This window comes from Photobacterium sp. GSS17, from assembly GCF_028621875.1.
Classification (GTDB): domain Bacteria; phylum Pseudomonadota; class Gammaproteobacteria; order Enterobacterales; family Vibrionaceae; genus Photobacterium; species Photobacterium ganghwense.
Map to the genome: position 1 here is coordinate 1,372,803 of NZ_CP117517.1, position 23,583 is coordinate 1,396,385.

Below are 23,583 nucleotides of genomic sequence, written 5' to 3' on the forward strand. Positions count from 1 at the left end.
GGCTGAGAGGTGTGTCTGACTTCACAGATAGTTCAACTGGTAGGAGCAGTTTTTTGAAGTGCGCCGAAGGTTGAATATGATGCCCATCCTTCTGACTTGAGTAATCGGTAAAATTTGCTGCGCAAAGTAAGTCCATACTAATAACTCATAGGAAAAGGTTATGAACAAAAGCAAGGTTGCTTTGGCGATATCGACAGTACTCATTCTGTCCGGCTGTGGTGGCGGCGGATCAGATAAGAAAGAGCTGGAAAAGCCCGCTCCGGATGTCACAACACCGACGGCTGTTTCAAAGGTAAATCTGCAAGTGGCGGTAAGTGACACTGCCGCATTGCAAAATGCAACAGTGTGGCTGGAAAAGAAAACTCAACGCAATAACCAGCCGGATGCGGATGAACTGCGTGCTGTCACCGGTCAGGATGGCAGCGTTACGTTTGACAGCGTGCCGGTGAAAGATCTGGATAACTATGTACTGATGGCCGAAGTGGTTGCCGGAAAAGCGTCCCATCAGGGGCGCAATACTGTACACGGCAACTACCTGATGTCCGCCCCGCTGGCTGCTTCACTGGTAGCCGAACAAGCCGGTAAATCAGCGGCTGATACTGCCTCACATCAGGTTGAACTTAACCCACTGACCAGTGTGATTGAGCTACACCTGCTGCAGGCTCAGAAAGAAGGGAAAGAGCTTTCGATTGAAGGCGTGGCAGAAACGGTGGCGTTAAGCCTAGGTCTGGCAGAAGGCAGTGGCGCAGCGTTACTGGCGAGTTATACCAAGGATGACGAGGGGCGGTCACAGAAGCTTCGTCAGGCTGCTGCTTCCCTGGTTTATTCTGATGCTCTGGCTGAAACCGCCGACGATTTCATCACTAAACTGTCAATCCTGCTCAGTAATGCGGAGAAAATTGCAGCGGCTTTGAAAAGTGCAGCAGGTGACGAAATTGTCCTGTTGGATGCAACCGGTAATCTGTTGACCCTCAGCACACTGGACAGCGATAAAGACGGAGTGTTGGATGATCTGGATGCCTTCCCACACGATGATGCTGAATGGTTTGACACCGATGGTGATGGCATCGGGAATAATGCCGATGAAGATGATGATGACGATGGTTCTCCGGATACCGCAGACCTTTATCCAATGATGCCTAAGGATGTTGTAGACACGGATGGTGATGGCCTCAGCGATAAGTATGATGCTGATGATGACAATGACAAGGTGCCGGATGAGCTGGATGCTTTCCCACTGGATGCCACAGAGTCGGCTGATGTTGACGGTGACGGTATTGGCGATAATCGTGATACCGATGATGATAACGATGGCACCCTAGACACGGAAGATGCCTTCCCGCTTGATAAAGCAGAGCAATGGGATACAGATAAAGATGGCATCGGTAACAACGCCGATAATGATGATGACAACGATGGCTACGATGACGAGCGGGACAATACGCCGCTACAAGCGCTGAATACACCTGCGACTCTGAGTGCCTGTGTTGCCGGTCTGCCTGCGCTGGGTGGAGAGGGGGAAAGTGCCCTCGACCGACCAAACAGCCGTCTGTACCAGGTTTCGCGAAAAATGGCGACATCTGGCGAGATTCAGAACTATACCCAGAGTGAAATCGATGTTGATGTCTGGACCGGACTACCGACAGGTCAGCTGGCGGATCGGCAAATCAAAGTGACCCAAATCGCAGGGTACACGCCCGGGGCGGATTACAATGATTACCATCCGACGTTCGAGCATGAATATACCGATGCCCATACCGGAGAATACCTGGGTAACCGGGAAACTTTCCGTAACTGGTGGTCGATCAACGTAGATAGCAGTCCGTATGTCGAATTAGAGTTAGGCAAAGTGACACCAAGGTGGGTAGATCGGCTGGATAAGCACGCTCCCGAGACGTCTGTGCGACATGACAAGCTGTCAACCGAGTATTTGGGCAAAGATATTATCGAAACGGTCATGGGGCTGCGTGAGGTCTGTGTGGTTCAGCAATCCTCTGAGATGGTGTTGATGAACAATCAGGATGCCCAGGCTGAAAATCATCATCCTGTGGCTAAAGTGGTGGAGCAACGTAAACAGTATCTGGACACTGATAATCTGGCACAGCGAGTTGAAGTGAGTTATCTGGAGTATGATCCTGCTGCGGAAGGCAGCATCTCATGGGGATACACGGATTACACCAAAGATCTGGTTGGAGCCATTATCGATAACAATGCGTTTGGTCGTGACCCTGTCACCGAAAGGGGTTCGCCACTGGATCAGCCGGTCAGCCTGGCGCAATGTTTAGCCGGGTTGCCGGATAGTGGCTATACCGTAAGCCCTGATGAGGAAATATCATACTTAGTTGATCGTTTTGATTTGCACGATTTGAGTCGGCGCCTAGGGGTGTATACCATGATTCCTCAGGCCGGTGAAAATGCCAGCTGGCGTGGACATGAGGGGCTGAGTCAATCCGTTGTTCGAGGGCATTTTGACAGCGGGACTTACAGTTTTAACGAGGTGTATTACCAAAACGCCGCGGGTGAGATGGTCGGCTTTGAAGGCACAGAAAATGCTGGAGATACCGTGGTGTGGGGTCAGTATGTTGAAAAAATGACACCGTGGTCAGCCGTGGCTGGCGCTTACTTCCTGCCGGAAGTGTCTTATGTTCAAGGGTTGCTACTAGGTGATCATCCTGAGCGCCATCGCTTCGAGCAAGTGACCAGCACAGTGTTTACCGGTCGTGTGCTTGAGTGGGACAAAGTCTCGGAAACGGACAGCATACCGGCCTGTGAAGTCAACCGCCGCCGGGAGGTCAGTTTCTATCAGCAAGATGGCCAGCCGGTGCTGGATTACTACGGTGAACCTCTGATTGAGATAACCGTTGAAAGAGACACCTATGATAATCATGGGTTGATCTATCGTAGCCGTCATCACAGCTATAACAGCTACCACGAAACCTGGAATCGATACTGATGTTTGACTGGCTGTATTGCTGAATCGCTAAGTGGCTATGAAGCTAAGCCGCAACGCAGCAAAGTAGCGACGCAGCAGACTGGCATCTGTCACCAATAACAAAGGCCGCATCAGCGGCCTTTTCTTATCGACTTCTTGTTTTTATTGCACTTCTTGCGAAAGGAGTGATGGGGTGGAGTGGGTGTGAAGCGGTTATGCGTATTGTGTGGCCAACTCTGCTACCTTGTCGATGTACTGCTGCATCGCATTTTCAGCGTTTGTCCCTTTCAGTTGCTCCCAGGCGTCGTACTTAGCCGCACCTTTAAAATCAAACATCCCGGGTCTTTTGCCTGAAACGTCCCCTTCGGTCGCTTGTTTGAACAGGGCGTATAGAGCCAGCAGCTCATCATTGGTTGGGCGTTGTGTCAGCGTTTTAATGTTGGCCTGAGCCTGTTCAAATTGTGAGTGTAAATCTGCCATGTGTCGATCCCTCATCAGGTTATAAAATTCATTCGGGTGTCAGTAATGAATGGACGATGATCCAGCTTCTTACCCAAATAGAAATGATACGGCTGTGCATCCATTTAACGTTCAATTCTATATTTACACTGGTCTGACAAGTTATCTATGTTGAAATTTAATAAATTTTAAAGCGATCACTTTTTATTTTTAATTTATAGAAATAATGAGTGTAAGCATTATTACAATGCCACAATCATCTTCTATGATTAATAGAAATTAAAAAACTTAAAATAGACTGGGTTATACATTTGGCTGGCATGGACAATATTTATCAAAGGGGATGCTATGTATGACTTTATCATAGTCGGTGCGGGTTCTGCGGGATGTGTACTCGCTAACCGACTCAGTGCCGACCCGGCTATCCATGTCTGCCTGATAGAAGCCGGACCAAAAGATGACAGCCCGATAGTGCATGTACCGCTGGGGCTCATCGGTATGATGCATTCGAAAAAAATGAACTGGCGCTATTATACGGAGCAGGAGCCCACGTTACAGTCTCGCCAACTGTTCTGGCCGCGAGGAAAAACCTTAGGAGGTAGCTCGTCATCTAACGCGATGTGTTATATACGCGGTCATGCCGATGACTATGACGAGTGGGCGGCGCAAGGTAATGCGGGCTGGGGGTTCGCAGATGTGCTGCCGTATTTTAAGCGCTCGGAGAACCAGCAGCGGGGCGAAGACGACTACCATGGTGCAGATGGTCCGCTGAACGTGTCGGATCTGCGTATCCGAAACCCGCTATCTGAAGCCTTTCTGCAAGCTGCGCAGCAGGCGGGCCACCCAATCAATCACGATTTCAATGGTGCCAGTCAGGAAGGGATCGGTTTTTATCAGGTAACCCAGCGTAACGGGCAGCGTTGTAGCAGTGCCGTCGCTTACCTGCGCCCGGCTGAACAACGAACAAATCTCACGGTGATTACTGATGCGCTCGTTACCCGAGTGCTGACAGAACAGGGTAAGGCTATTGGGATCAGCTATCAGAAAAAAGGCAAAACGGAGACACTGCTGGCCAGCAAAGAGGTGCTGCTAAGCGGAGGGGCCATCAATAGTCCGCAACTTTTAATGCTGTCGGGGATTGGGGATCAGAGCGAACTCTCGTCGGTGGGCATTGAGCCTGTTCACCATTTACCTGGGGTAGGTAAAAACCTGCAGGATCATCTGGATGTACTGGCTGTGACGCGTGAACGAACATTTTATTCCGTTGGATTTTCCCCCGTCGCGCTGTTGCGTTCTGTGAAGGGAATCGTCGATTACCTATTGTTCAGGAAAGGCAATTTCACGACGAACATTGCGGAAGCTGGCGGGTTTGTAAAATCCACCCCGACCCTGGATAAGCCGGATATTCAGTTCCATTTTTCGCCTTGTTTCCTTGATAATCATGGGCTTAATTTGTGGCAAACCGTCCGTCACGGCTACTCGTTGCATGCTTGCAACCTGAGGCCCAAAAGCCGCGGCAGTTTGACGCTGGTGAACCACGATCCTGCACATCCTCCCAAAATCACACCGAATTATCTCAGTCATCCTGAAGATATTCGGGTAATGCTGCAGGGCTTGAAATTGTCCCGTGAAATTCTCAACCAGCAGGCATTTGACCGTTATCGCGGGAAAGAAGTGTATCCGGGATGTGACGCACAAGATGATGAAGCGTTGCTCGCTTTTATTCGGCGTAAAGCGGAATCGATCTATCACCCGGTCGGTACCTGCAAAATGGGGCAGGACAGCATGGCAGTGGTTGATGAGCGATTACGGGTTCGGGGGATGTCGGGGTTGCGTGTGATTGACGCGTCGATAATGCCAACGCTCATTGGGGGGAATACCAATGCACCGACCATCATGATTGCAGAAAAAGCCGCTGATATGATTTTAAACGATTTATCTGACGTTGCACCTGCACCTATTATTTCAACGCATCAGGTAGCGTGATTTATCATCTTCATGGCGAAGTTGTGACTTATTGTTACCTTCGCCATTTTTTATAGATATTTTATCGATAGCCATATTTTTAAAATTGGTATGTTTTTTCTAATTTAATTTTCTATAATCTACCAATTTTATTTTTTGTTTAAAATTTGAGTTATTGGTTTTTATTTTAAATTAGTTAGCACTGATTATTTTTCGTGTATTGAAAAATAGGCTGTTAAGCCGGAGGGGATTATTCTATTATCGAACAGTGAAAAAAATATTACTGAGGTTGACCAATGGCGATAAACGATAATCTCAGAGATAAGCTCCATCTCCTGAAGCAGGACTTTTCCAGCCGCTTTGTGGAACAGTCTGCTGCTGCTAAACAGCGTGCTTTGCAGTTTATCGAAGAAGGATTGCCACCGGATCAGAAACTGGCGTTTCTCGCCAAAGTCAATGGCATAGTAGGGGATCAGCTGCATCACAAACAAAGCCCGTTAGCGCTATCGATGGTGTTTACTGATCAACGCCAGATCCTGAGCACTCATCCGGCATTATTGGCATCCCAGCTTCCCGGCGCTTCATCAAGGATTGTTCTTTATGTACATGGCTGGTGTATGGCTGATACCGGCTGGCAGCGTAAAGGGCATAAGCCTGATCAGTTGCTGGCTGCCGCGGGATATACTGCTGTTTTTCTTCGTTACAACACCGGCCACCATATTTCCCAGAATGGCGAAGAGCTGGCGACCGCACTGGAAGCGCTGATCCGGGCCTGGCCATGTGAGGTGACTGAGCTTGTGATTGTCGGCCACAGCATGGGAGGGCTGGTGACCCGCAGTGCTTGTTACTATGCTGAGCAGTACAACTATCAGTGGCTGCACCGACTGCAAACATTTGTCACTTTGGGTACGCCACACAATGGGGCACCGCTGGCGCGTCTGGCTTCCTGGATTGATGAGCAGGCCGCGACTACGCCAAGTCTGAGTTTTTTGCAGAAACTGGGTGAAATACGCAGTAGTGGGACGAAAGATTTAAGCCGGGGTCTGATTGTGCATGAAGACTGGCTGCACACTGACAAGTCACCAAGTCATGATGCGATGCAGACCCGTCCGCGTTTACCTGACCAAGTACATTGCTTTGCGGTGGCAAGTTGCCTGGGGAAAAACCTTCATGATGAAAAAAATCGCCGTTTGGGAGACGGCCTTGTGCCAGTACCGAGTGCTCTCGGTGAGAGCGAACAGGGGATGCCAGCGCTGAATTATGCTGACCATGGGAAGTGGGTTGGGGCCGGCATTCACCATATTGACCTGATATGCCACCCGACAGTGATGGCTCAAATTCGCCAATGGGTACTTACCCATACTTTGTAGGTAATGGCCTAGTAGACATGACGTTGTAAGAAATCTTGTCAGCATTTATTAATGCAGCTTAGGCACTTGCTCCGTCAGGCGCTAAGTTTAGATCTTGTCTTAATCGGTATTTTCGCTAAAAAACAGTGTCTTGCCTAAGGCGCTGGTTCTGTGTTACCCAGCATCATACGAAGCGCATAATATGACAGTGAAAGCTCGATAATTATTTTTGATGCTCAGGATGAAATAGATGATTTGTGGCGGTCATCAGAATGAAATATAAGCGTCTTTTTACTGTATTGCGCTTATAAACAATGAATCACGATTCTCTGATTGATGCACTGCATACCTGTGGTTGGTATGTTTGGGACGATTTTCTCTCGACAGAGAAAGTAAGGGCATTAGCCAGCTGTATTCCGGAGGAATGGACGCAAGCCGGAATCGGGCGGAATCAGGACTACATGCAGGCAAAATCGCGACGCCGCGACAAAATACAGTGGCTGGACGGCAACATGGGGCAGCCGGTTCAGGCTTATCTGGCCGAAATGGAAACGATCCGTCAGATGGTCAATCGTCACCTGTTTCTCGGTTTGTTTGAGTATGAATCACATTTTGCCAAATACGAGCACGGTGATTTTTATGAGAAACACCTGGACGCTTTCAAAGGCCAGAGCAACCGTAAGCTGACCACAGTGTTTTATCTCAACGAGCAATGGCATGAAGATGATGGCGGCCAGCTTAAAATGTATGACATGGAAGATAACTTGCTGAAAACGCTTGAGCCAAAAGCCGGCCGGCTGGTGGTCTTTTTGTCGGAAAATTTTCCTCATGAAGTGTTACCGGTACAGCGTGAACGGTTTAGCATTGCTGGTTGGTTCCGAACCAATGGGGTAACGGGCGACCGGATGGATATTTCCCGCTAGTTTTCGAGACACCCAGCTGAACGGTCTCGGTACTTATCAGCGCGTTCACTACAGCACACCATCACAAAAAGAGTCACGTCGTCATGGGGTGGCTTTTTCTTCTTTTTAGAACGGTTAACTTGTTTTCATTTCCCTTTATCAGTTTCTCTGCCGGCTTTCCTTCCCTTTTTTATTCCTTCCCGGCTTCTTTGTCCACTGTCAGCATTTTGTACTCCTAATGGCTGATGCCCGACGGCGTGTATAGCTGTTTAGAACGGTTTTAATCTCCTCGACTGAAAGTCACAGCGCAGCATATATGATCTTTCATATATCTGAGCCTGTGCATATAATAGCGGCAGAATAATAACCATCAGGCCAGTAGCATGAAACGAATCCTTTTTCTTTGTACCGGTAACTCAGCCCGTTCTCAGTTGGCTGAAGCGGCAATGCGTCATTTGGCGGGCAATGGCGTGGAGGTGTGTAGCGCTGGCATGCGGCCTGAAGGGGTTGACCCACGGGTTTATGAAGCACTCGCAGAGCAAGGAATCGACAGTTCCGGCCTTGAAAGCTTGTCGGTTCAGGATTTGGCGGATCAGCACTTTGATACCGTTATCACCTTGTGTGACAAAGCCAGCGATGAGTGTGCGTTGTTTGCTGATTCTGATGCGCTGTTACACTGGGACTTTAAAGATCCTAAACCGCTGCCTGGGCTCAAGCCGTTTCGTGACACGCTGGATGCGCTCATCGCCCGGATTTCCTTGTTTTTGATGTTAAACGGCACGGAATCGACGTCCGCGATGGGACCGGTCGAGCTGTTTAAAGTGATGAGTGATCCTCTCAGGCTCAAAATCCTGATGATTATAGAAGATGAGCAATGGGTGACCGTCAGCGATCTTGTTGAAAGTCTGGGTGTCAGTCAGCCTAAAGTCTCAAGACATTTGGCATTGCTGCGCGATAGCGGGGTACTGGAAACGCGCCGAGAAGGACAATGGATCTTCTACCGTTACACGGAAAACCTGCCTGTCTGGGTCCGTCATGTTTTTACAACGGTTCGCAATGGCAATCCGGGAATAATCAATCAGGAAAAGCTCCAACTCAGCCAGCTCCAGCAACGTAAAGTGCCAGATAACCGTTCCGTAAAAGTGTAGCTTCTGCCGTTCAGTGTCTCGTCACATTTGGCAGTGGCTTAATGCTAAGCTGCTGCTTAATTGTTTGTGAGTCCACGCTGTGTTTCCCTCCGTTTTATAGTATTTCTAAACCTATCAGCTTCTTTTGTTCCCACTTGCTCCGTTTTGTCCCGGCTTGTTTCGCGGTATCTCTGTTCGCCGCGTTTTCCCTCACTCTTTCCATCTCACTTTGTTTTTGGCCACCATGTTGGTCAGGTTACGTCGTGTATCTACCGTGTTTTCCCTGTCCGAATACAGGGGGCGCTGGTTAGCAGAGTGGTTTTTCTGTCAGTTAGGTCTCTGGGGCGGCTTCTCTTAGAGAAGGGGAGGTAAAAAGATCTGGAAACTATTTTTTGTCCTGATAGTATATATGAAAAATCATATATACGATTTTGTGTATATTCTGAGTTAGGCATAAGTATTGACCCCTGAGTGTGGCTAAGATTTCAGACACCAGCGTGGGTGACTATCTTTCGGACATAAGATCCCGGGTATTAGCGTCGGGTGCGAGGAGAATGGAACATGGCAATTAAAGTAGGCATTAACGGTTTTGGCCGCATCGGTCGTTTGGCACTTCGTGCTGCGTTTGACTGGGAAGAGCTGGAGTTTGTGCAAATCAATGATGTGGCTGGTGATGCTAAAACACTGGGCCATCTGCTGGAGTTCGATTCAGTTCAGGGACGCTGGCATCACAACGTGAACGTTGACGGGAACACGCTGCTTATTAACAACAAAACAATCCGTTGCACTCAGGAGCGTGATATTCAGGCGGTTGACTGGTCAGGTTGTGATGTGGTGCTTGAAGCGACCGGTGTTCACCGTAAGCGCGAGTTTCTGGATCAATATTTAGCGCAGGGTGTGAAACGCGTTGTAGTATCCGCTCCGGTGAAGGAGGAAGGGGTACTGAATGTCGTGGTTGGGGTGAACGAGCATCTGTTTGATCCTGCACAACACCGCATTGTGACGGCGGCTTCCTGCACCACAAACTGTATTGCTCCTGTGGTTAAAGTTATTCACGAAAAACTGGGGATTGAGCAGTCAACCTTTACCACAATTCATGATCTGACAAACACTCAAACCATTCTGGATGCGCCGCATAAAGATCTGCGTCGTGCACGTGCCTGTGGGATGAGCCTGATCCCGACGACGACGGGTTCAGCCACTGCTATTGTCGAAATTTTCCCTGAGCTAGCCGGTAAAATTAACGGTCATGCGGTGCGTGTACCACTGGCAAATGCCTCGCTGACCGACATCATTTTTGATGTCAGCCGGGACACGACAGCCGATGAAGTGAATGCGTTGCTTAAAGAAGCAGCCGAAGGCGAACTGGCAGGTATTCTTGGCTATGAAGACCGCCCACTGGTATCGATTGACTACAAAGGCGATCAACGCTCAACGGTGGTAGATGCACTGTCGACGATGGTGGTGAATGACCGGATGGTGAAAGTCTATGCCTGGTACGACAATGAGATGGGTTATGCGACCCGTACCTCAGAGCTGATCCGCAAAGTGGGTCTGGCAGGTTAAGCTCGAATAAGTCTAAGAACAGGAATCTCTGAGTATGATCGCCGCCATTTCAAGTCTGTCTAAAGAAGTGCGCCAGTATATGTTGGTCACTTTTAACTACTGGAATTTTACCGTCACTGACGGAGCACTGCGTATGCTGGTGGTGCTGTACTTCCATCAACTGGGTTACAGCGCGCTGGAAATCGCCTCACTGTTCCTGTTCTATGAATTTTTCGGGGTTGTCACAAACCTGATTGGCGGCTGGCTGGGTGCGCGTATGGGGCTGAATCGTACCATGAACACCGGCCTGGCCATGCAAGTGGTGGCGTTGCTGATGTTGGCTGTACCGGTCAGCTATCTGACAGTGCCTTGGGTAATGCTGGCGCAGGCAATGTCCGGAATCGCAAAAGATCTCAATAAAATGAGCGCCAAAAGTGCTATTAAAACCCTGGTGCCTGATGGGCAGCAGGGGGCGTTGTATCACTGGATCGCGGTGCTAACCGGATCTAAGAATGCCCTGAAAGGGGCGGGCTTTTTTATCGGTGGTTTGCTGCTCACGTTGATTGGCTTCAAGGGCGCGGTTGTGGCCATGGCGTCGGTCTTGCTGGTGGTACTGGTGATGAGCCTGATGTGGCTGGACAAAGATCTGGGCAAAGCCAAGCAGAAAGTGAAGTTTTCTCAGATATTTTCCAAAAGCGTCAGCGTGAATATCCTTTCTGCCGCCAGAATGTTCCTGTTTGGCGCCAGAGACGTGTGGTTCGTGGTGGCGTTGCCGCTGTATCTGAGCGAAGTATTTGGCTGGGATCATCTCTGGGTAGGCGGTTTCCTCGCTCTCTGGGTGATTGCTTATGGGGTTGTGCAGGGTGTTGCACCGCATTTCACCGGCAAATCGCGTGGTGTGGTGCCGGACGGTAAAGCGGCAATGGGTTGGGCTGCCCTGTTAGCCGCTGTGACGGCACTGGTGGCGATTGGCGTGCAATCAGGCTGGCAACCAGGGTTAACTATTATTGCTGGCTTGCTGAGTTTCGGCGCGGTGTTTGCCATCAACTCATCACTGCATTCCTATTTGATTGTCAGTTATGCAAAAGAAGACGGTGTGTCTCTGGATGTTGGTTTTTATTATATGGCCAATGCGATGGGGCGATTAATTGGCACCATTTTGTCGGGATGGATATATCTGGCATTCGGACTGGCGGCCTGCTTGTGGGTATCATTTGTATTTCTGGCCGTGACAACGCTGATTTCTTTCTGGCTACCCGCCCATAAAGCGGATTAAGCTTTTCGACTTAGTCACTGATTAACTATTCGACACTCAGATACAAAGCCCAGAGTACCGTTGTGCTCCGGGCTTTTCTTTTTTGCATATTTTTTCCGTCGTTAACGTTGTTGATAAAAACCATTGATGAAATAGTGATGTTTATCAATATTCTGTTTACTGTTAATTTATATTAAAGTAGATGCACTTTTAACGCGAAGCTGCATGCTGTAAAGTCGCCCCCGTTTCTCAATACGTCTAAGGAATGGGTGACAGCGTTTTCTATGAATTCAGCGGTTACACAATAGTGATGGAAGCAATAATAAACGAGCTGAAATGGCTGGGTGGAGAAGCATTATTCGAAGCCACCACACAACTACTCTATAAACATTTTGGCGCGACAGATGTCTTTATTGGCTATTTTGTCGATGGCAACACCTCTATTCAGACGCTGTCTTATCGCCATCGCGGCGAAATAAGCGACAATTTTCGCTACCCGCTGGATGGAACTCCATGCTCTGATGTGCGCTGTTTAAATCAGATTTGTTGTTACAGCGCCAATATTCAGGCGTTATTCCCCCGAGATACTGCGTTGAAGGATCTGCAGGCCGAAGCCTATGTGGGTATTCCTGTCTATGCGAAAAAAAGTACCCCGGAAGGCATTATTGTCTGTCTGTTTGATAAGCCATTTGAGCTGCCGGATGAACTGGTGGCGGGCTGCCAGTCACTGAGTTATTACCTTGGTGTGGAAATGCAATATTCTGCGTTGCTGGAGCGCCAGGATCAGTTGCTGTGGGCGCTGGAAGAAGGTCAGCGTGTTGCCAAGGTTGGTAGCTGGGTTTGGAATTTGAATCAGGAATCTTTCCGCTGGAGTAAAGAGGTATACCGGATCTACGGTTTGCCAGATGAAACACTGGAACCGTCGCTGACTCTGCTGAAAACCCTGATTCACCCGGAAGACCGAGATTGGGTACTGAATGCCCTGCACAGCGCCATTGCTTCAGAATCGCACAGCTACAACCTGGTTCATCGGACATTGCTGGAAGACGGACAAATTAAATACCTGCGAAAGCGGGCGGAAGTGATTCGCAACGAATTTGGCGCACCGGTACAAATGCGTGGAACCGTGCATGATGTCACCGATGTGTATCAGATTTCCGCCAAACTAACGAAAACGTCGCGCCAACTGAACACTGCATTTACCTATGTCGAAGAAGGTATCTGGGAATACGACATCGAAAAACGCGAATTCGCGACATCCCCGAAGTTCTGGCAAATTCTGGGAAGGGAAAAACCGACCTGCGGTAATGATCTTGATATCTGGCTTGACTCTATTGTTGATGAAGACAAAGAAGAAGGGCTGACCTTTTTTAATAGCTTTCTTCAGCAACGTCATACTTCAGTGTTTCAATTTGAGTTTCGCCGGAAACAGCATTTTGCTTCTGGTGAGTCAGTCAGTAAAGAACACTGGCTAAAGATTAAAGGCAGTGTGATTGCCAAAGATGAAGCGGGTAATCCGGTTAAAATCGCTGGTATACAGCGTGATATTACCAGTAGTGTCGAAACCAAGCGTCAGCTCAGCCGTGCTAAGGTCGTATTTGATAATACGTCGGAATGTATTCTGATCACAGATAAACATAACCGTATTATTTCGGTTAACCGTGCGCTGGAAGAAACTACCGGCTATCGCGAGCATGAAATATTAGGCTTGCGCCCGAATGTGTTGTCGTCGGGTATTCATGATAAATCGTATTATGAATCTCTGTGGAAGCACCTGAGTGAATACGGACACTGGAAAGGGGAAGTCTGGAATAAACGCAAGAACGGTGAAATCTATCCAGAAGAAATGTCCATCAATGTGATTCGTGATGATAATCAGGAAGTGATTAACTTCGTCGCGGTATTTCGGGATATCAGCCATTGGAAAAAAGCGGAAGAGCAACTGAGCTTTTATGCCTATAACGATCCGTTGACCGGACTGGTAAACCGTCGTAGTTTTGCCCATCGTGTTAGCAAACATATCGACCAGGTGTCCAATCGCCATACCCAGGCCTTCGCTCTGCTGTTTATTGATACCGATGACTTTAAATCGATCAACGATCTCTACGGGCATGATTTTGGCGATAACGTACTGGTACATATCGCGAACTGCCTTAAAGGTATTTTTGCAAACCATGATGACATCTGCCGCTATGGCGGCGATGAATTCTGTGTCTTACTGCCTGACACCACCGCAGCTGAAGCCCGGCAGTGGGGACAAGAAGTGGTTAACCGTATCTCTCAGACCTTTATGATTGATGGCGTGGAGGTGAATACGACGGTCAGCGTTGGCATTTCTTCTTATCCGGAAAGCGGGGAGACGCACAGTGAGCTGCTGAAAAATGCCGATTACGCCATGTACAACATGAAAGGCAATGGCCGGAATGGGATCTGTGAGTATGACAGCAACATGCAGTCTCAGTACATCGAAAAACTGAAACTGCGTGACCGCCTGAAAAAAGCCATTACCGAAAATGCGTTGACGGTGCACTACCAGCCGATCATTGATGCCGACAGCGGTAAAATAAAACGGTTTGAAGCCTTGCTGCGTTGGTTCGATGACGTCGAGGGATTCATTTCTCCCGAAAAGTTTATTCCGGTTGCAGAAAAATATGGGCTTATTACTCACCTTGGCGAATATGTTCTGCATCAGGCGTGCCGTGATTTGTGCAAAGTCCATCAGGCCGGCTATACCGATATCGCATTTAATATCAATCGCTCCGTAAAAGAGTTTATGAATTATCAGGCCACACCTATGGTCTGGGATGTAATTGAGAAGTATGGCCTGACGCCGGATTCGGTGATCATTGAAATCACGGAAACGACCGCATCCAGTGAGAGCCAGAACATTCAGGCGCTATTGGGAGAGTTCAAACAGCGCGGCATTAAGGTGGCGCTGGATGATTTCGGAACCGGGTATTCCTCGCTGAGTTCTGTGGTCGAGCTGAGGCCCGACATTATCAAGATTGATCGGAGTTTTATCCGGGAGATGGAACACAGCCAGGATAGTCGGACACTGGTATCTCTGATTATCGACCTCAGCCACAAACTCGGTATTCAGGTGGTGGCGGAAGGGGTGGAGAATCGGGCTCAGCTTGAGTGTCTGCAGGAACTGAACTGTCATTACGTTCAGGGTTTTTACTACAGCCCGGCACGCCCGCTGACCGATTGCCTGGTAATGCTGAACAATCAGTATGAGGAAGGGCTTGAAGATGACAGAAGCCATGATTTATACGATGCTCAACAGGAAGAGATCTGAGATCTAATTACTCGGTGCTAGGTGCTAGGTTCGGGGTAATAGGTAATTAGGTTCTGGGTAAGTAGCGACTAGGTATTTAGCTCAGGTATAAGAGCAAAGCCATTCGTGTTCGTCATAAATCGGTATCACGACACGTTTGGCATTATGCGCGCAAGATGAGTAACATAGCAGCCGAAACATGACAGGAGTAGTTAGATGCAGGCTGTATGCTTTGATTTTGATGGTACCTTGGTAGATTCCGAGATTTTTCACGCTGAGAACTGGAGCCAGTATCTGGCTAAATGGGGAGTCGATATCTCTGCCGCAGACTTTTTACGTGATTATGCCGGAGTACCGTGGGAGAAGGTTGCCACTGCGTTTCACCAGCAATATCAGCTGACCCATTGCCCGTCTACAACGGTGGCTGACATGGAGCACCTGACACACATCGCCCTGATTGAACGTGGCGTACCACCTAAACATGGTGCGGAAGGATTGCTGCGCCAGCTACATGGCCAACTACCGCTGGCGGTGGTGACCGGCGCTCCGCGTGAGTACGTCGAAGGGATTCTGGCAAAGCTGGGATGGCTGGAGTTTTTCGATCATATTTTTTGCGGAAATGAAGTGGCTTCCAATAAGCCTGCTCCGGATATCTATCAGCTTGCCTGCCAGACTCTGGGTTACTGCACCACGCAAGTTGTTGCCGTGGAAGACAGTATGACCGGTGCGATGTCGGCCACCTCGGCCGGGTTGCGACTTGTTGTCGTGAATGACAGTCATCCGGTCGGGCAGGAGATGACTCCGTATCGTTACCAGACACTGGTTGAAGCGCACGAGCAGCGCGCCAGCTGGCTGGTTGCTTAACGTGTTGCTTGCAGCAGCACTAAATGACAAAAATGTAAGGCATTTTTATGCAAGATGATGAGATTATGACTGGCGACATGCTGGTTGAAACGGTAAAAAACCAGCTTGATGATGGTAATCCGATCAAGGTGAAAGAGACGCTGATGCGACTGGTAATGACCGGCACGCCGCGTGATGAAGCAATTGAGATGATCGCTTGCGCTTTATCGGTTGAAGTATTCGATGTGGCGAAAAATGGCGGTAGCTTTGATCTGAAACGTTACAGCGAAAACCTTGATGCATTACCGGATATGCCGTGGGAATTTGAAGACTGATTCTTCTGAACCTGCTGACAAGGTATAAAAAAGGAGCCGCACGATGCGGCTCTTTTTTTGTCCTCAAATCCAGATTGTCCCATTGGCCAGACTCTTTTTGTTGCGGGTAGTTTAATTGTTTGTTGGCTTTGGTTTTTGTCAGTCAGGCTAAAGACAAGACTATCATCTATGAGATTTATCCTGTTTTTCTGGTTTTATCCGATGAATTGTTTAATTTCATTAGGCGCCATCAGGCCACCACTGCTTTTAACCCGCTTCCTTGCTTATGATTTAACCTTAAAAAAGAAATTTTTTAGTGATTTGGACTGGAAGTATGCTTATATATAGTCTACTGGTCTGTTTAATTGATATAAGTCAGGTTTTTGGTGTGTGATGTGGCTCAAAAACCGATTAATCATCTTTGATGGTAGAAAATCCCGGTTCGATTTGTTGATTTGTGGTTAAAAAACGGGCGCACATTCCGAGTTATTTACATTATTGTGTATATAACTTTTAACAAGGCCGCAAGGATACAAAATATGATTATTGGTGTACCTAAGGAAATTAAAGTTCACGAATACCGTGTGGGTATGGTGCCGGCTTCAGTGAGTGAAGCTGTTGCGCATGGACACACTGTGTATGTGGAAACCAATGCGGGTTCTGGGATCGGTTTCAGTGATCAGGACTACATTGATGCAGGTGCCCAGATTCTGCCAACAGCCGTCGCTGTTTTTGCAGAATCAGACATGATTGTAAAGGTCAAGGAACCTCAGGCTGTTGAGCGTGCATTACTGCGTGAAGGCCAGATCCTGTTTACTTACCTCCACCTTGCGCCTGATCCGGAGCAAACGCACGATCTGATCAACAGCAAAGCGGTATGTATTGCCTATGAAACCGTGACCGATGATAAAGGCCGGTTGCCGTTACTGGCACCGATGTCTGAAGTCGCGGGTCGTATGTCTGTACAGGCCGGGGCTTTTGCACTTGAGAAATCTCGTGGCGGCCGTGGCATGTTACTGGGCGGTGTCCCGGGTGTAGAACCAGCTAATGTCGTGATTATCGGTGGCGGGGTCGTGGGTGCCAATGCCGCTCAAGTTGCCGTTGGTATGAGGGCTAACGTGGTAATCCTGGACCGTAATATCGACGTGTTGCGCAGTCTTGATGCCCAGTTTGATGGAAAAGTGCAGTGTGTTTACTCAACAAAAGACGCTATCGAAAAGCATGTGCTTGACGCTGACTTAGTCATTGGTGGAGTGCTGGTGGCCGGTGCGGCTGCGCCGAAACTGGTCACTGCAGAAATGGTGTCAAAAATGAAGCCGGGCTCTGCGATTGTGGATGTTGCGATTGACCAAGGGGGCTGCGTCGAAACATCGCACCCGACAACCCACAGTGAACCGACCTACATCGTGGACGATGTTGTGCACTACTGCGTGGCGAACATGCCAGGAGCGGTGGCAAGAACATCCACCTTTGCGCTGAACAATGCCACATTACCGTACATTCTGAAACTGGCAGACAAAGGTTATAAAGCGGCACTGCAGGAAGATAAGCACCTACTTCACGGCTTGAATGTTTACCGCGGACAGGTGACCTGTCGCGAAGTGTCAGAATCGTTAAACCTGCCATATGTAACGCCTGAAAGCGCACTGGCCGGTTAATTCAATTTCTTGAATAATCATATGAAATCCCCGTTTACGGGGATTTTTTATTTACCGACTTTATTCGCCACTGTGTTAATTGTTTTTTATGGCGCTTATTTGGGTTGATTTTATCTGTCATAGCATGAAAATTATTTTATTTCATGATCTTAGCGTTATCGGCCTAAAAAAGACGTAGTTAAGTGATCTTATGGTGACAGAAAAATGATTAATAAGTGCTTGATGAAAAGAATAAAAATATTTTTTGAAAAATCGGCGGTATTTAAAAAATTGCTTTCTGTTTATAAGAAGTTATCGTTCAGAGGGCATATATCGCATCTCTAGTCAGGTAACGCTTATATGCGCATGATATATATAACCGATTGATGGAAGTGATAAGAATAAAAAAGCAGTACATGAATGTACTGCTTTTTTATTCTAAGCTGATTTGAAGAGGAACAGTTAGCCATTAGGCGTGTGCGTAAATCACACTACCGCCTTTAATGGTGTTAATAATCTCTTTAGATAGTTCTTCCGGTAACGCTGGACATCCCCAGCTTCGTCCCAGATAACCATGTCGGCGAATGAACGACTCTGTCGCGTAGTCTGCACCGTGAACCACGATATAGCGGCGGCGAGCGTTGTCATTGATGCCCTTTGTGAGTCCGTCCAGGCGGAGTGAGTAACCATTACCACCATAATAGGTCGTGTCGGTCAGAAAGGTGCCCAGCGAACTTTGGCGTGAATTTACCGTGTTGGAAAAACGGTTGGCCACTTTACCCCCGCTGTTGACACCGTGTGACACGTAGGTGTGATAAAGCAGGCGGTTAGTTCTTAAATCAATGACGTAAAAACGTTTTTGTGTTGATGGCTTACTGAAATCAATGATTGTCAGCAATTGTTTTTTACGTTGTTGTGTTTTGTAATAAGCATTAAAACCCTCTTCAAATACTTGATAATTAATTACGCCCTCTAGTTTGGCTTTCTTATAAACATCCTTGGCAAGGATGTCTGAATTATTGCTCTTTGTGTACGATTGAGCATTGATCACACTCGCCGATACAAGTGCTGGTAAGCTGAGCAGAGCCCAAACAAACAAAAAAATTACTTTTTTCATTTTCCCTGTAAAGTATAAAAGTGAGTTGTTTATCATTAGTGGGAAAGGACTCTACCATAAAAAAAACTTTTGTTTAGGCTTGGTAAAGGTTCAGATTGACCGAATGAAAAGCAAAAAAATCAAGTTTTATTTCTTGTCCTGATGGAAAAGAACGCTCATTACAATGCGTTAAATAAGTTTGTTTTTCTTATCATCAAATTTGTCCTAGTTCTTTCGCTTTTCGCTAAATTTATAAATCACAGCATTGAGAATGGCATAAATATCTGTTTGTAATGATAGAAATCAGGATCATGTTTTTGTAACTATAGAAAAATTCAACTTTTGGCTGTTCGGTTGAAAAATGAGCGTAATGTCGCGTTTTAGTGGTTATAAAATGAGCATTGATGAAGGCGGAAGGCAACAAGGAGCCGGATGTCACCCGTTAACTCTTGCTGCTACCGAGCGAAGACTGATAGACAGGGCAGATTTCGGCGATGGTTTTAAAACAGCAAATCTGAGAGCCGATTGAGACTGATTGAGGATTCAGACGAAGAACGCAGACTTTGCATGCTGATGGATAAAGGAAAAAAGATTACGCATTCGAGAAGGAAAAAGCGCAGGGCAACCCTGCGCTTTGATGTAACCAGTCTAACAACGATTAGATGTTGCAGACGGTTTTCCAGCTGCCATCGCTTCCCGGAACTGAACTTGTCCACCAGTTAGCCTGATAAACAACGCCGTTGTGGATGATTTTGTCACCCTGGTTGGCGTGGCTCGGGTTACCAGACCAGTCGGTTTGCGGCCAGTTAGGATAAGTGTTGATACCGGTTGTGTTGCAGGTGCCGTTATCACCGCCACCGGTATCGCCCCCGCCATTGCCAGCCCCGATATCGCCAACAGGCAACTCTGGGTGCTCAAACTTGAAGGCGTACTCTTTACCGTTCACTGTAACACTGTAGTTAGCCGGGCCTGAAATTGGCAGGTAGTACACCATGTCCAGGATATAGCTGTCGCCAGCAGGCAGATCTTTCCAGCTCGGTAAGCTGAAGGCAACACGGTGCATCTCGCCATCCAGGCCGCCGATGTTATTGGCGCGGTTGTGGCCGGATGCAATCACTTTCAGACCACCACCAGACTGGTCTTTGGCGTTATCCGGCGCAGATGTCGGAATGTCGAACTGGAACTCCGTTCCGCCAGGAATTGCTTGGCCGGTATTGTTGGTGAAAGTAATTTTCGGGTTAATAGGGTAGTTTTGATCGCCGACTTTGAAACCATCGATAGACACCGTAATGTCAACGGTTTCTGTCGGAATTGCCCCGGTTGCAACTGTGTTACCGTAAGGCGTGGCTGACTGGAACTTGTCATAAATCGCCTTGGTCATGGTGTTACCCATGTGGTATTCACCGTTACCGGACTGACAGGCCGCTTCCGTCGGATCGACAGTGGTGCGCTTGCCGTTAGCATCGACTACGTAACAGTTATAGTCACCAGCCAGTTCCCAGAACATGATACCGCCAATACCCTTGTCCATGACGTAGTTGGCTTTGGTTTCGATCGACTCTTTGTCTTCAGTCGACAGGAAGACTTTCTTCTCTGCGTTCCACAGCCAAGGTGCCACGGCTACATTGTCATAATGACGGGTGTATGCGCCGACCAGTTTGTCCTGTGGGTCATTGACTGGATCCAGGCCGTAGGCTGCGGTGTAGCTGCCGTAAATACCACGGGCCAGGTTCATCGCATGCCACATTGGATTGGAACCCGCACCCATTTCATTACCTGCTGCATCTTTGTCATGCCACATGTTATCGATACCGACTGCACCGTAGCCGCAGTTGTTTTTCTCACCTTCGCCAGTACCGGCCGCGCACTGTGACTGGTTCGGCAGCGGAGCGCGGCCCCACAGGCCGTTTTCGCCACCGGTGACGTTCTGCCAGCCACGGGTGTAATACGGCACACCGATGTTGATTCGGCCAGCAGGCATAGAACCACGGAAATAGTGGTATGCCCAGTCAGTATTCAGGTAACCAATACCGCCGTAGGCCGCGGTGCCGTAGACGTTCCACTGAGCCAGCTCTGAGTCTTTACCTGTGTCATACAGGGCAGCATTATGACCTACGTGATCGTTCCAGGCACCGTGAAGGTCGTAAGACATGATGTTTACGTAATCCAGGTACTTGGTAATAGACATGGTTTCCATGCCGCGCAGCAGGTAACCCGATGAAGGCGCTGCGATAGTCAGCATGTAGTGAATGCCGTCTTGTGCACTGGCGTGGTCCAGTTTTTCACGCAGTACACGCATCAGCTCGTGATAAGACTTCATAAGGTGCGGACGGCGAGGCTCAGCAAACGCTTTATCATCCGGGTTACCGGCTCCAGACATGCTGGTTGGGTATTCGTAGTCGATATCCAGTCCGTCAAACTTGTACTGACGCATCATTGCAACGGCTGAATCGGCGAATGTCTGAATGCCGGCATGGTTAATGCTGCCGTCGGCATTCGTCGTCATGGTATAGAAACCACCATCGGCAACGCGATTGCCGTCAGGACCAAAATGCCCGCCTGTTTCAGCCCAGCCGCCAATAGAAATCAGGGTTTTCACACCATGTTTGGCCTTGGCGGTAGCCAGCGCACCAAAGTGGCCTTTGAAACCCAGAGACGGATCGATGTCAACGCCTTGCCATTCCTGGCCGACCGCCGGGTTGGCAGGATCGTTCACGTTACCTATGTTGACCTTGCCGTCTGAACCGATACTGACGAAGGCGTAGTTGATGTGTGTCAGCTGCTCCCACGGAATGTCGCTGACCAGATAACGGCTGTCAGGGTTGTCACCGGCACGCCAGCTGGTGAAGTAGCCGATGACACGGCGAGGGTGATCGGCGCCCATGATTTCGCGGCCCTGATCGTCATAGATAGTACAGTAAGGTACGTTTACGCCTTCAGTCTGGTAGAGTCCATCCGGACGACAGCTTTGTGCTGACGGTGGTGTAACGCCGGAAACTGTAATCGAAACGGCAGAAGAATCGCTGAAACCGCCAAGGTTGTCGGTCGCGCGCGCATACAAGGAAACACTACCTGATTGTGGAGCAGTGTAGCTGAAGGTATATGGCGCCGTGGCTGACGTGCCAACCAGTTTGCCATTGGCGAAGAAGTCGACTTTTTCAACTTGCCCGTCACTGTCGGCAGCACTGGCGTTTAATGTTACGACGCTGCCGGCTTCTACCGCAGAGGCTGAAACCGTCAGACCGACATTTGGCAGAACGTTAGATTCACCCAGAACAGACAGCGTGATCTGAGAAGTGTTGGTTGCGCCCAGGTTGTCGGTGGCAACGGCTTTTATTTCGGCAGAACCACTCACTGCCGTCCAGTTAGTGGTGAACGGTGCTTTAGACACAGAGGCCAACAGGGTGGTGCCAATGTAAAACTCGACGTTGGCAATAGTGCCGTCGACGTCGTTGGCATCCGCACTGATGGTGACGACATCACCAGCTACCAATTGGTTGCTGCCTGACGGGGAAGTGATTTGAACAGAAGGTGCCTGGTTGCTGACACCCGTGCCGCATTGGTCAACCAGTTTCCATTCCTGATAAGAGCTGGAATTCTTTGCCGGATCGCTGCCCTGGCTCCACCATTTCGCTTCATAGACACTGTTATTCTGCTGAACTTGCGTACCGCCAGCATAGGCCGTGGTGTTGCTCCAGCTTTCAATGGTCCCACAGTCTATTGCTGCCTGAGCATTAAAAGCGGCAATACACGATATGGCAAGGGTGCTGAGGCGAAATGCCTGATAGACTGCCTTCCTTTGGATCTTCTTGTTCATTGATATTCCTTAGTTATTGAACGTTGGATATTCAGAATGACGGCTGTAGTGGTCTTTTGTTCTGCCGTGAAATAACTATAGGGAGAGGGATCAGATATTCACTGACATTTCTCGTTATTCATCGAATAACTCGCAAAATATCTGCATTCAGATGCAAAGATTCATCAGTTAATTTGCAGCAATAACCGGTTTTTAATGAAAAAATTAAGCGGAAATATTGTCAGAAGGTAGCTTTGTAGCGAAGAGTCACGACTGTATGAACGACAGCGTGCAAGCGCGTGCGCAACCACTGAGGCTGGGCATGGCAAAATGAATTATTATTCGAAGGGATAAAAATACCCCAGACTGATTGTCAGTCTGAGGTATTGATGTATGGCTTAACAGCTTGTTAGATAGTATTACTGACTAATCGCGGCCTTAAAGCGGGCGCGAGTCTGCTCGTCAGCCTGGGCATACCAGTACATCAGCATGTTTTCTGCAACATTCTGACCTTGCGGCGCTGCATTAGCAGGCAAAGTTGTCACTGCCTGTGCCGTTGAAATTGCAGCAATCGGTGCAATCGCGGCAGCTTGACCAGACTGGTTGTATGCCACAATTTCAGCTTCATAGTTACGGCCAAATTGCAGACCTTTTTTCAGAAGTTTGTCCTGAGTAAAGTCCACGTTGGTGCCAGAAGCATCAACAAGATTGAATGTTGGCTCCTGGTTGAATTTACGTGCTTCCTGACCTGAACGGATTTTTGGCAGTTCCAGGTTGATATTGGCGTCGGAGGCGTCAAATTTTACGACGATAACATCAGACGTGAAAAGGTGGTCATCACCGTTTTCACGCAGGGAATCCTTGAATTTGAAAGCAATCTGATTGACACCGTTTGGAAGTGTCAGTGACTTATCACCATTATTTTTGACGCCATTGACCAGAATCGTTTCGGCCTGGTAAGGCATGGCCAGTTTTACGTCCGCCAGTGATGAGAAACTAAGACCACACGCTGTAATGGCTAATAACGCAGTACGCAATTTCATAGAAAGTCCTTGAAAAATGTCTGAATTCCAAACAGGTTACTGA

At 48.4% G+C, this 23,583-nt stretch carries 15 protein-coding genes; 11 read left to right on the forward strand and 4 right to left on the reverse strand.

The features are described from left to right. The first annotated feature begins 160 nt into the window (after positions 1-160). Entirely contained in the window at positions 161-2,953 is a 2,793-nt protein-coding gene (locus PGW97_RS06105; RefSeq protein ID WP_273859267.1) for a thrombospondin type 3 repeat-containing protein, read from the forward strand. 192 nt (positions 2,954-3,145) lie between these two features. On the opposite strand, the gene PGW97_RS06110 is transcribed toward PGW97_RS06105, so the two are convergent. Further along, entirely contained in the window at positions 3,146-3,412 is a 267-nt protein-coding gene (locus tag PGW97_RS06110; RefSeq protein ID WP_047885692.1) for an acyl-CoA-binding protein, read from the reverse strand. A 327-nt stretch (positions 3,413-3,739) separates the two neighbouring features. On the opposite strand from PGW97_RS06110, the gene PGW97_RS06115 reads away from it, so the two are divergent. The 10 genes from PGW97_RS06115 (at position 3,740) to ald (ending at position 17,626) form a co-directional block, all read left to right on the forward strand. After that, positions 3,740-5,377, forward strand: a complete 1,638-nt coding sequence (locus PGW97_RS06115) for a GMC family oxidoreductase (RefSeq protein WP_273859269.1) — start codon at positions 3,740-3,742, stop codon at positions 5,375-5,377. A gap of 275 nt (positions 5,378-5,652) precedes the next feature. Continuing rightward, complete coding sequence (locus tag PGW97_RS06120; protein WP_273859270.1) at positions 5,653-6,726, forward strand: lipase family alpha/beta hydrolase; 1,074 nt, start codon at positions 5,653-5,655, stop codon at positions 6,724-6,726. 293 nt (positions 6,727-7,019) lie between these two features. After that, positions 7,020-7,628: a 2OG-Fe(II) oxygenase gene (locus tag PGW97_RS06125; RefSeq protein ID WP_047885689.1), complete on the forward strand. Its 609-nt coding sequence runs from the start codon at positions 7,020-7,022 to the stop codon at positions 7,626-7,628. A gap of 362 nt (positions 7,629-7,990) precedes the next feature. Next, a complete protein-coding gene (locus PGW97_RS06130; protein ID WP_047885688.1) occupies positions 7,991-8,755 on the forward strand; it encodes a metalloregulator ArsR/SmtB family transcription factor in 765 nt (254 codons plus the stop codon). 540 nt (positions 8,756-9,295) lie between these two features. Next, a complete protein-coding gene (locus tag PGW97_RS06135; RefSeq protein WP_273859272.1) occupies positions 9,296-10,300 on the forward strand; it encodes an ArsJ-associated glyceraldehyde-3-phosphate dehydrogenase in 1,005 nt (334 codons plus the stop codon). Between the two features lie 34 nt (positions 10,301-10,334). Then, a complete protein-coding gene (arsJ, locus tag PGW97_RS06140) occupies positions 10,335-11,555 on the forward strand; it encodes an organoarsenical effux MFS transporter ArsJ (protein WP_273859274.1) in 1,221 nt (406 codons plus the stop codon). Positions 11,556-11,844: 289 nt separating this feature from the next. Then, the gene (locus PGW97_RS06145; RefSeq protein ID WP_273859275.1) at positions 11,845-14,832 is read left to right on the forward strand and encodes a sensor domain-containing protein; all 2,988 of its coding nucleotides are present in this window, start codon (positions 11,845-11,847) and stop codon (positions 14,830-14,832) included. Positions 14,833-15,027: 195 nt separating this feature from the next. Continuing rightward, positions 15,028-15,675: an HAD family hydrolase gene (locus PGW97_RS06150; RefSeq protein ID WP_217392268.1), complete on the forward strand. Its 648-nt coding sequence runs from the start codon at positions 15,028-15,030 to the stop codon at positions 15,673-15,675. Between the two features lie 47 nt (positions 15,676-15,722). After that, the gene (locus PGW97_RS06155; RefSeq protein ID WP_047885684.1) at positions 15,723-15,989 is read left to right on the forward strand and encodes a hypothetical protein; all 267 of its coding nucleotides are present in this window, start codon (positions 15,723-15,725) and stop codon (positions 15,987-15,989) included. Positions 15,990-16,507: 518 nt separating this feature from the next. After that, a complete protein-coding gene (ald, locus tag PGW97_RS06160; RefSeq protein ID WP_047885683.1) occupies positions 16,508-17,626 on the forward strand; it encodes an alanine dehydrogenase in 1,119 nt (372 codons plus the stop codon). A 448-nt stretch (positions 17,627-18,074) separates the two neighbouring features. Here the strand turns inward: ald and PGW97_RS06165 are convergent, their stop codons facing one another. The 3 genes from PGW97_RS06165 to PGW97_RS06175 form a co-directional block, all read right to left on the reverse strand. Beyond that, positions 18,075-18,722, reverse strand: coding sequence for a murein L,D-transpeptidase catalytic domain family protein (locus PGW97_RS06165; protein ID WP_047885682.1), 648 nt, complete (start codon positions 18,720-18,722; stop codon positions 18,075-18,077). 637 nt (positions 18,723-19,359) lie between these two features. Further along, positions 19,360-22,518, reverse strand: coding sequence for a chitinase C-terminal domain-containing protein (locus tag PGW97_RS06170; RefSeq protein WP_273859279.1), 3,159 nt, complete (start codon positions 22,516-22,518; stop codon positions 19,360-19,362). A 398-nt stretch (positions 22,519-22,916) separates the two neighbouring features. Next, positions 22,917-23,540, reverse strand: coding sequence for a YccT family protein (locus PGW97_RS06175; RefSeq protein WP_273859281.1), 624 nt, complete (start codon positions 23,538-23,540; stop codon positions 22,917-22,919). Between the last annotated feature and the right edge of the window lie 43 nt (positions 23,541-23,583).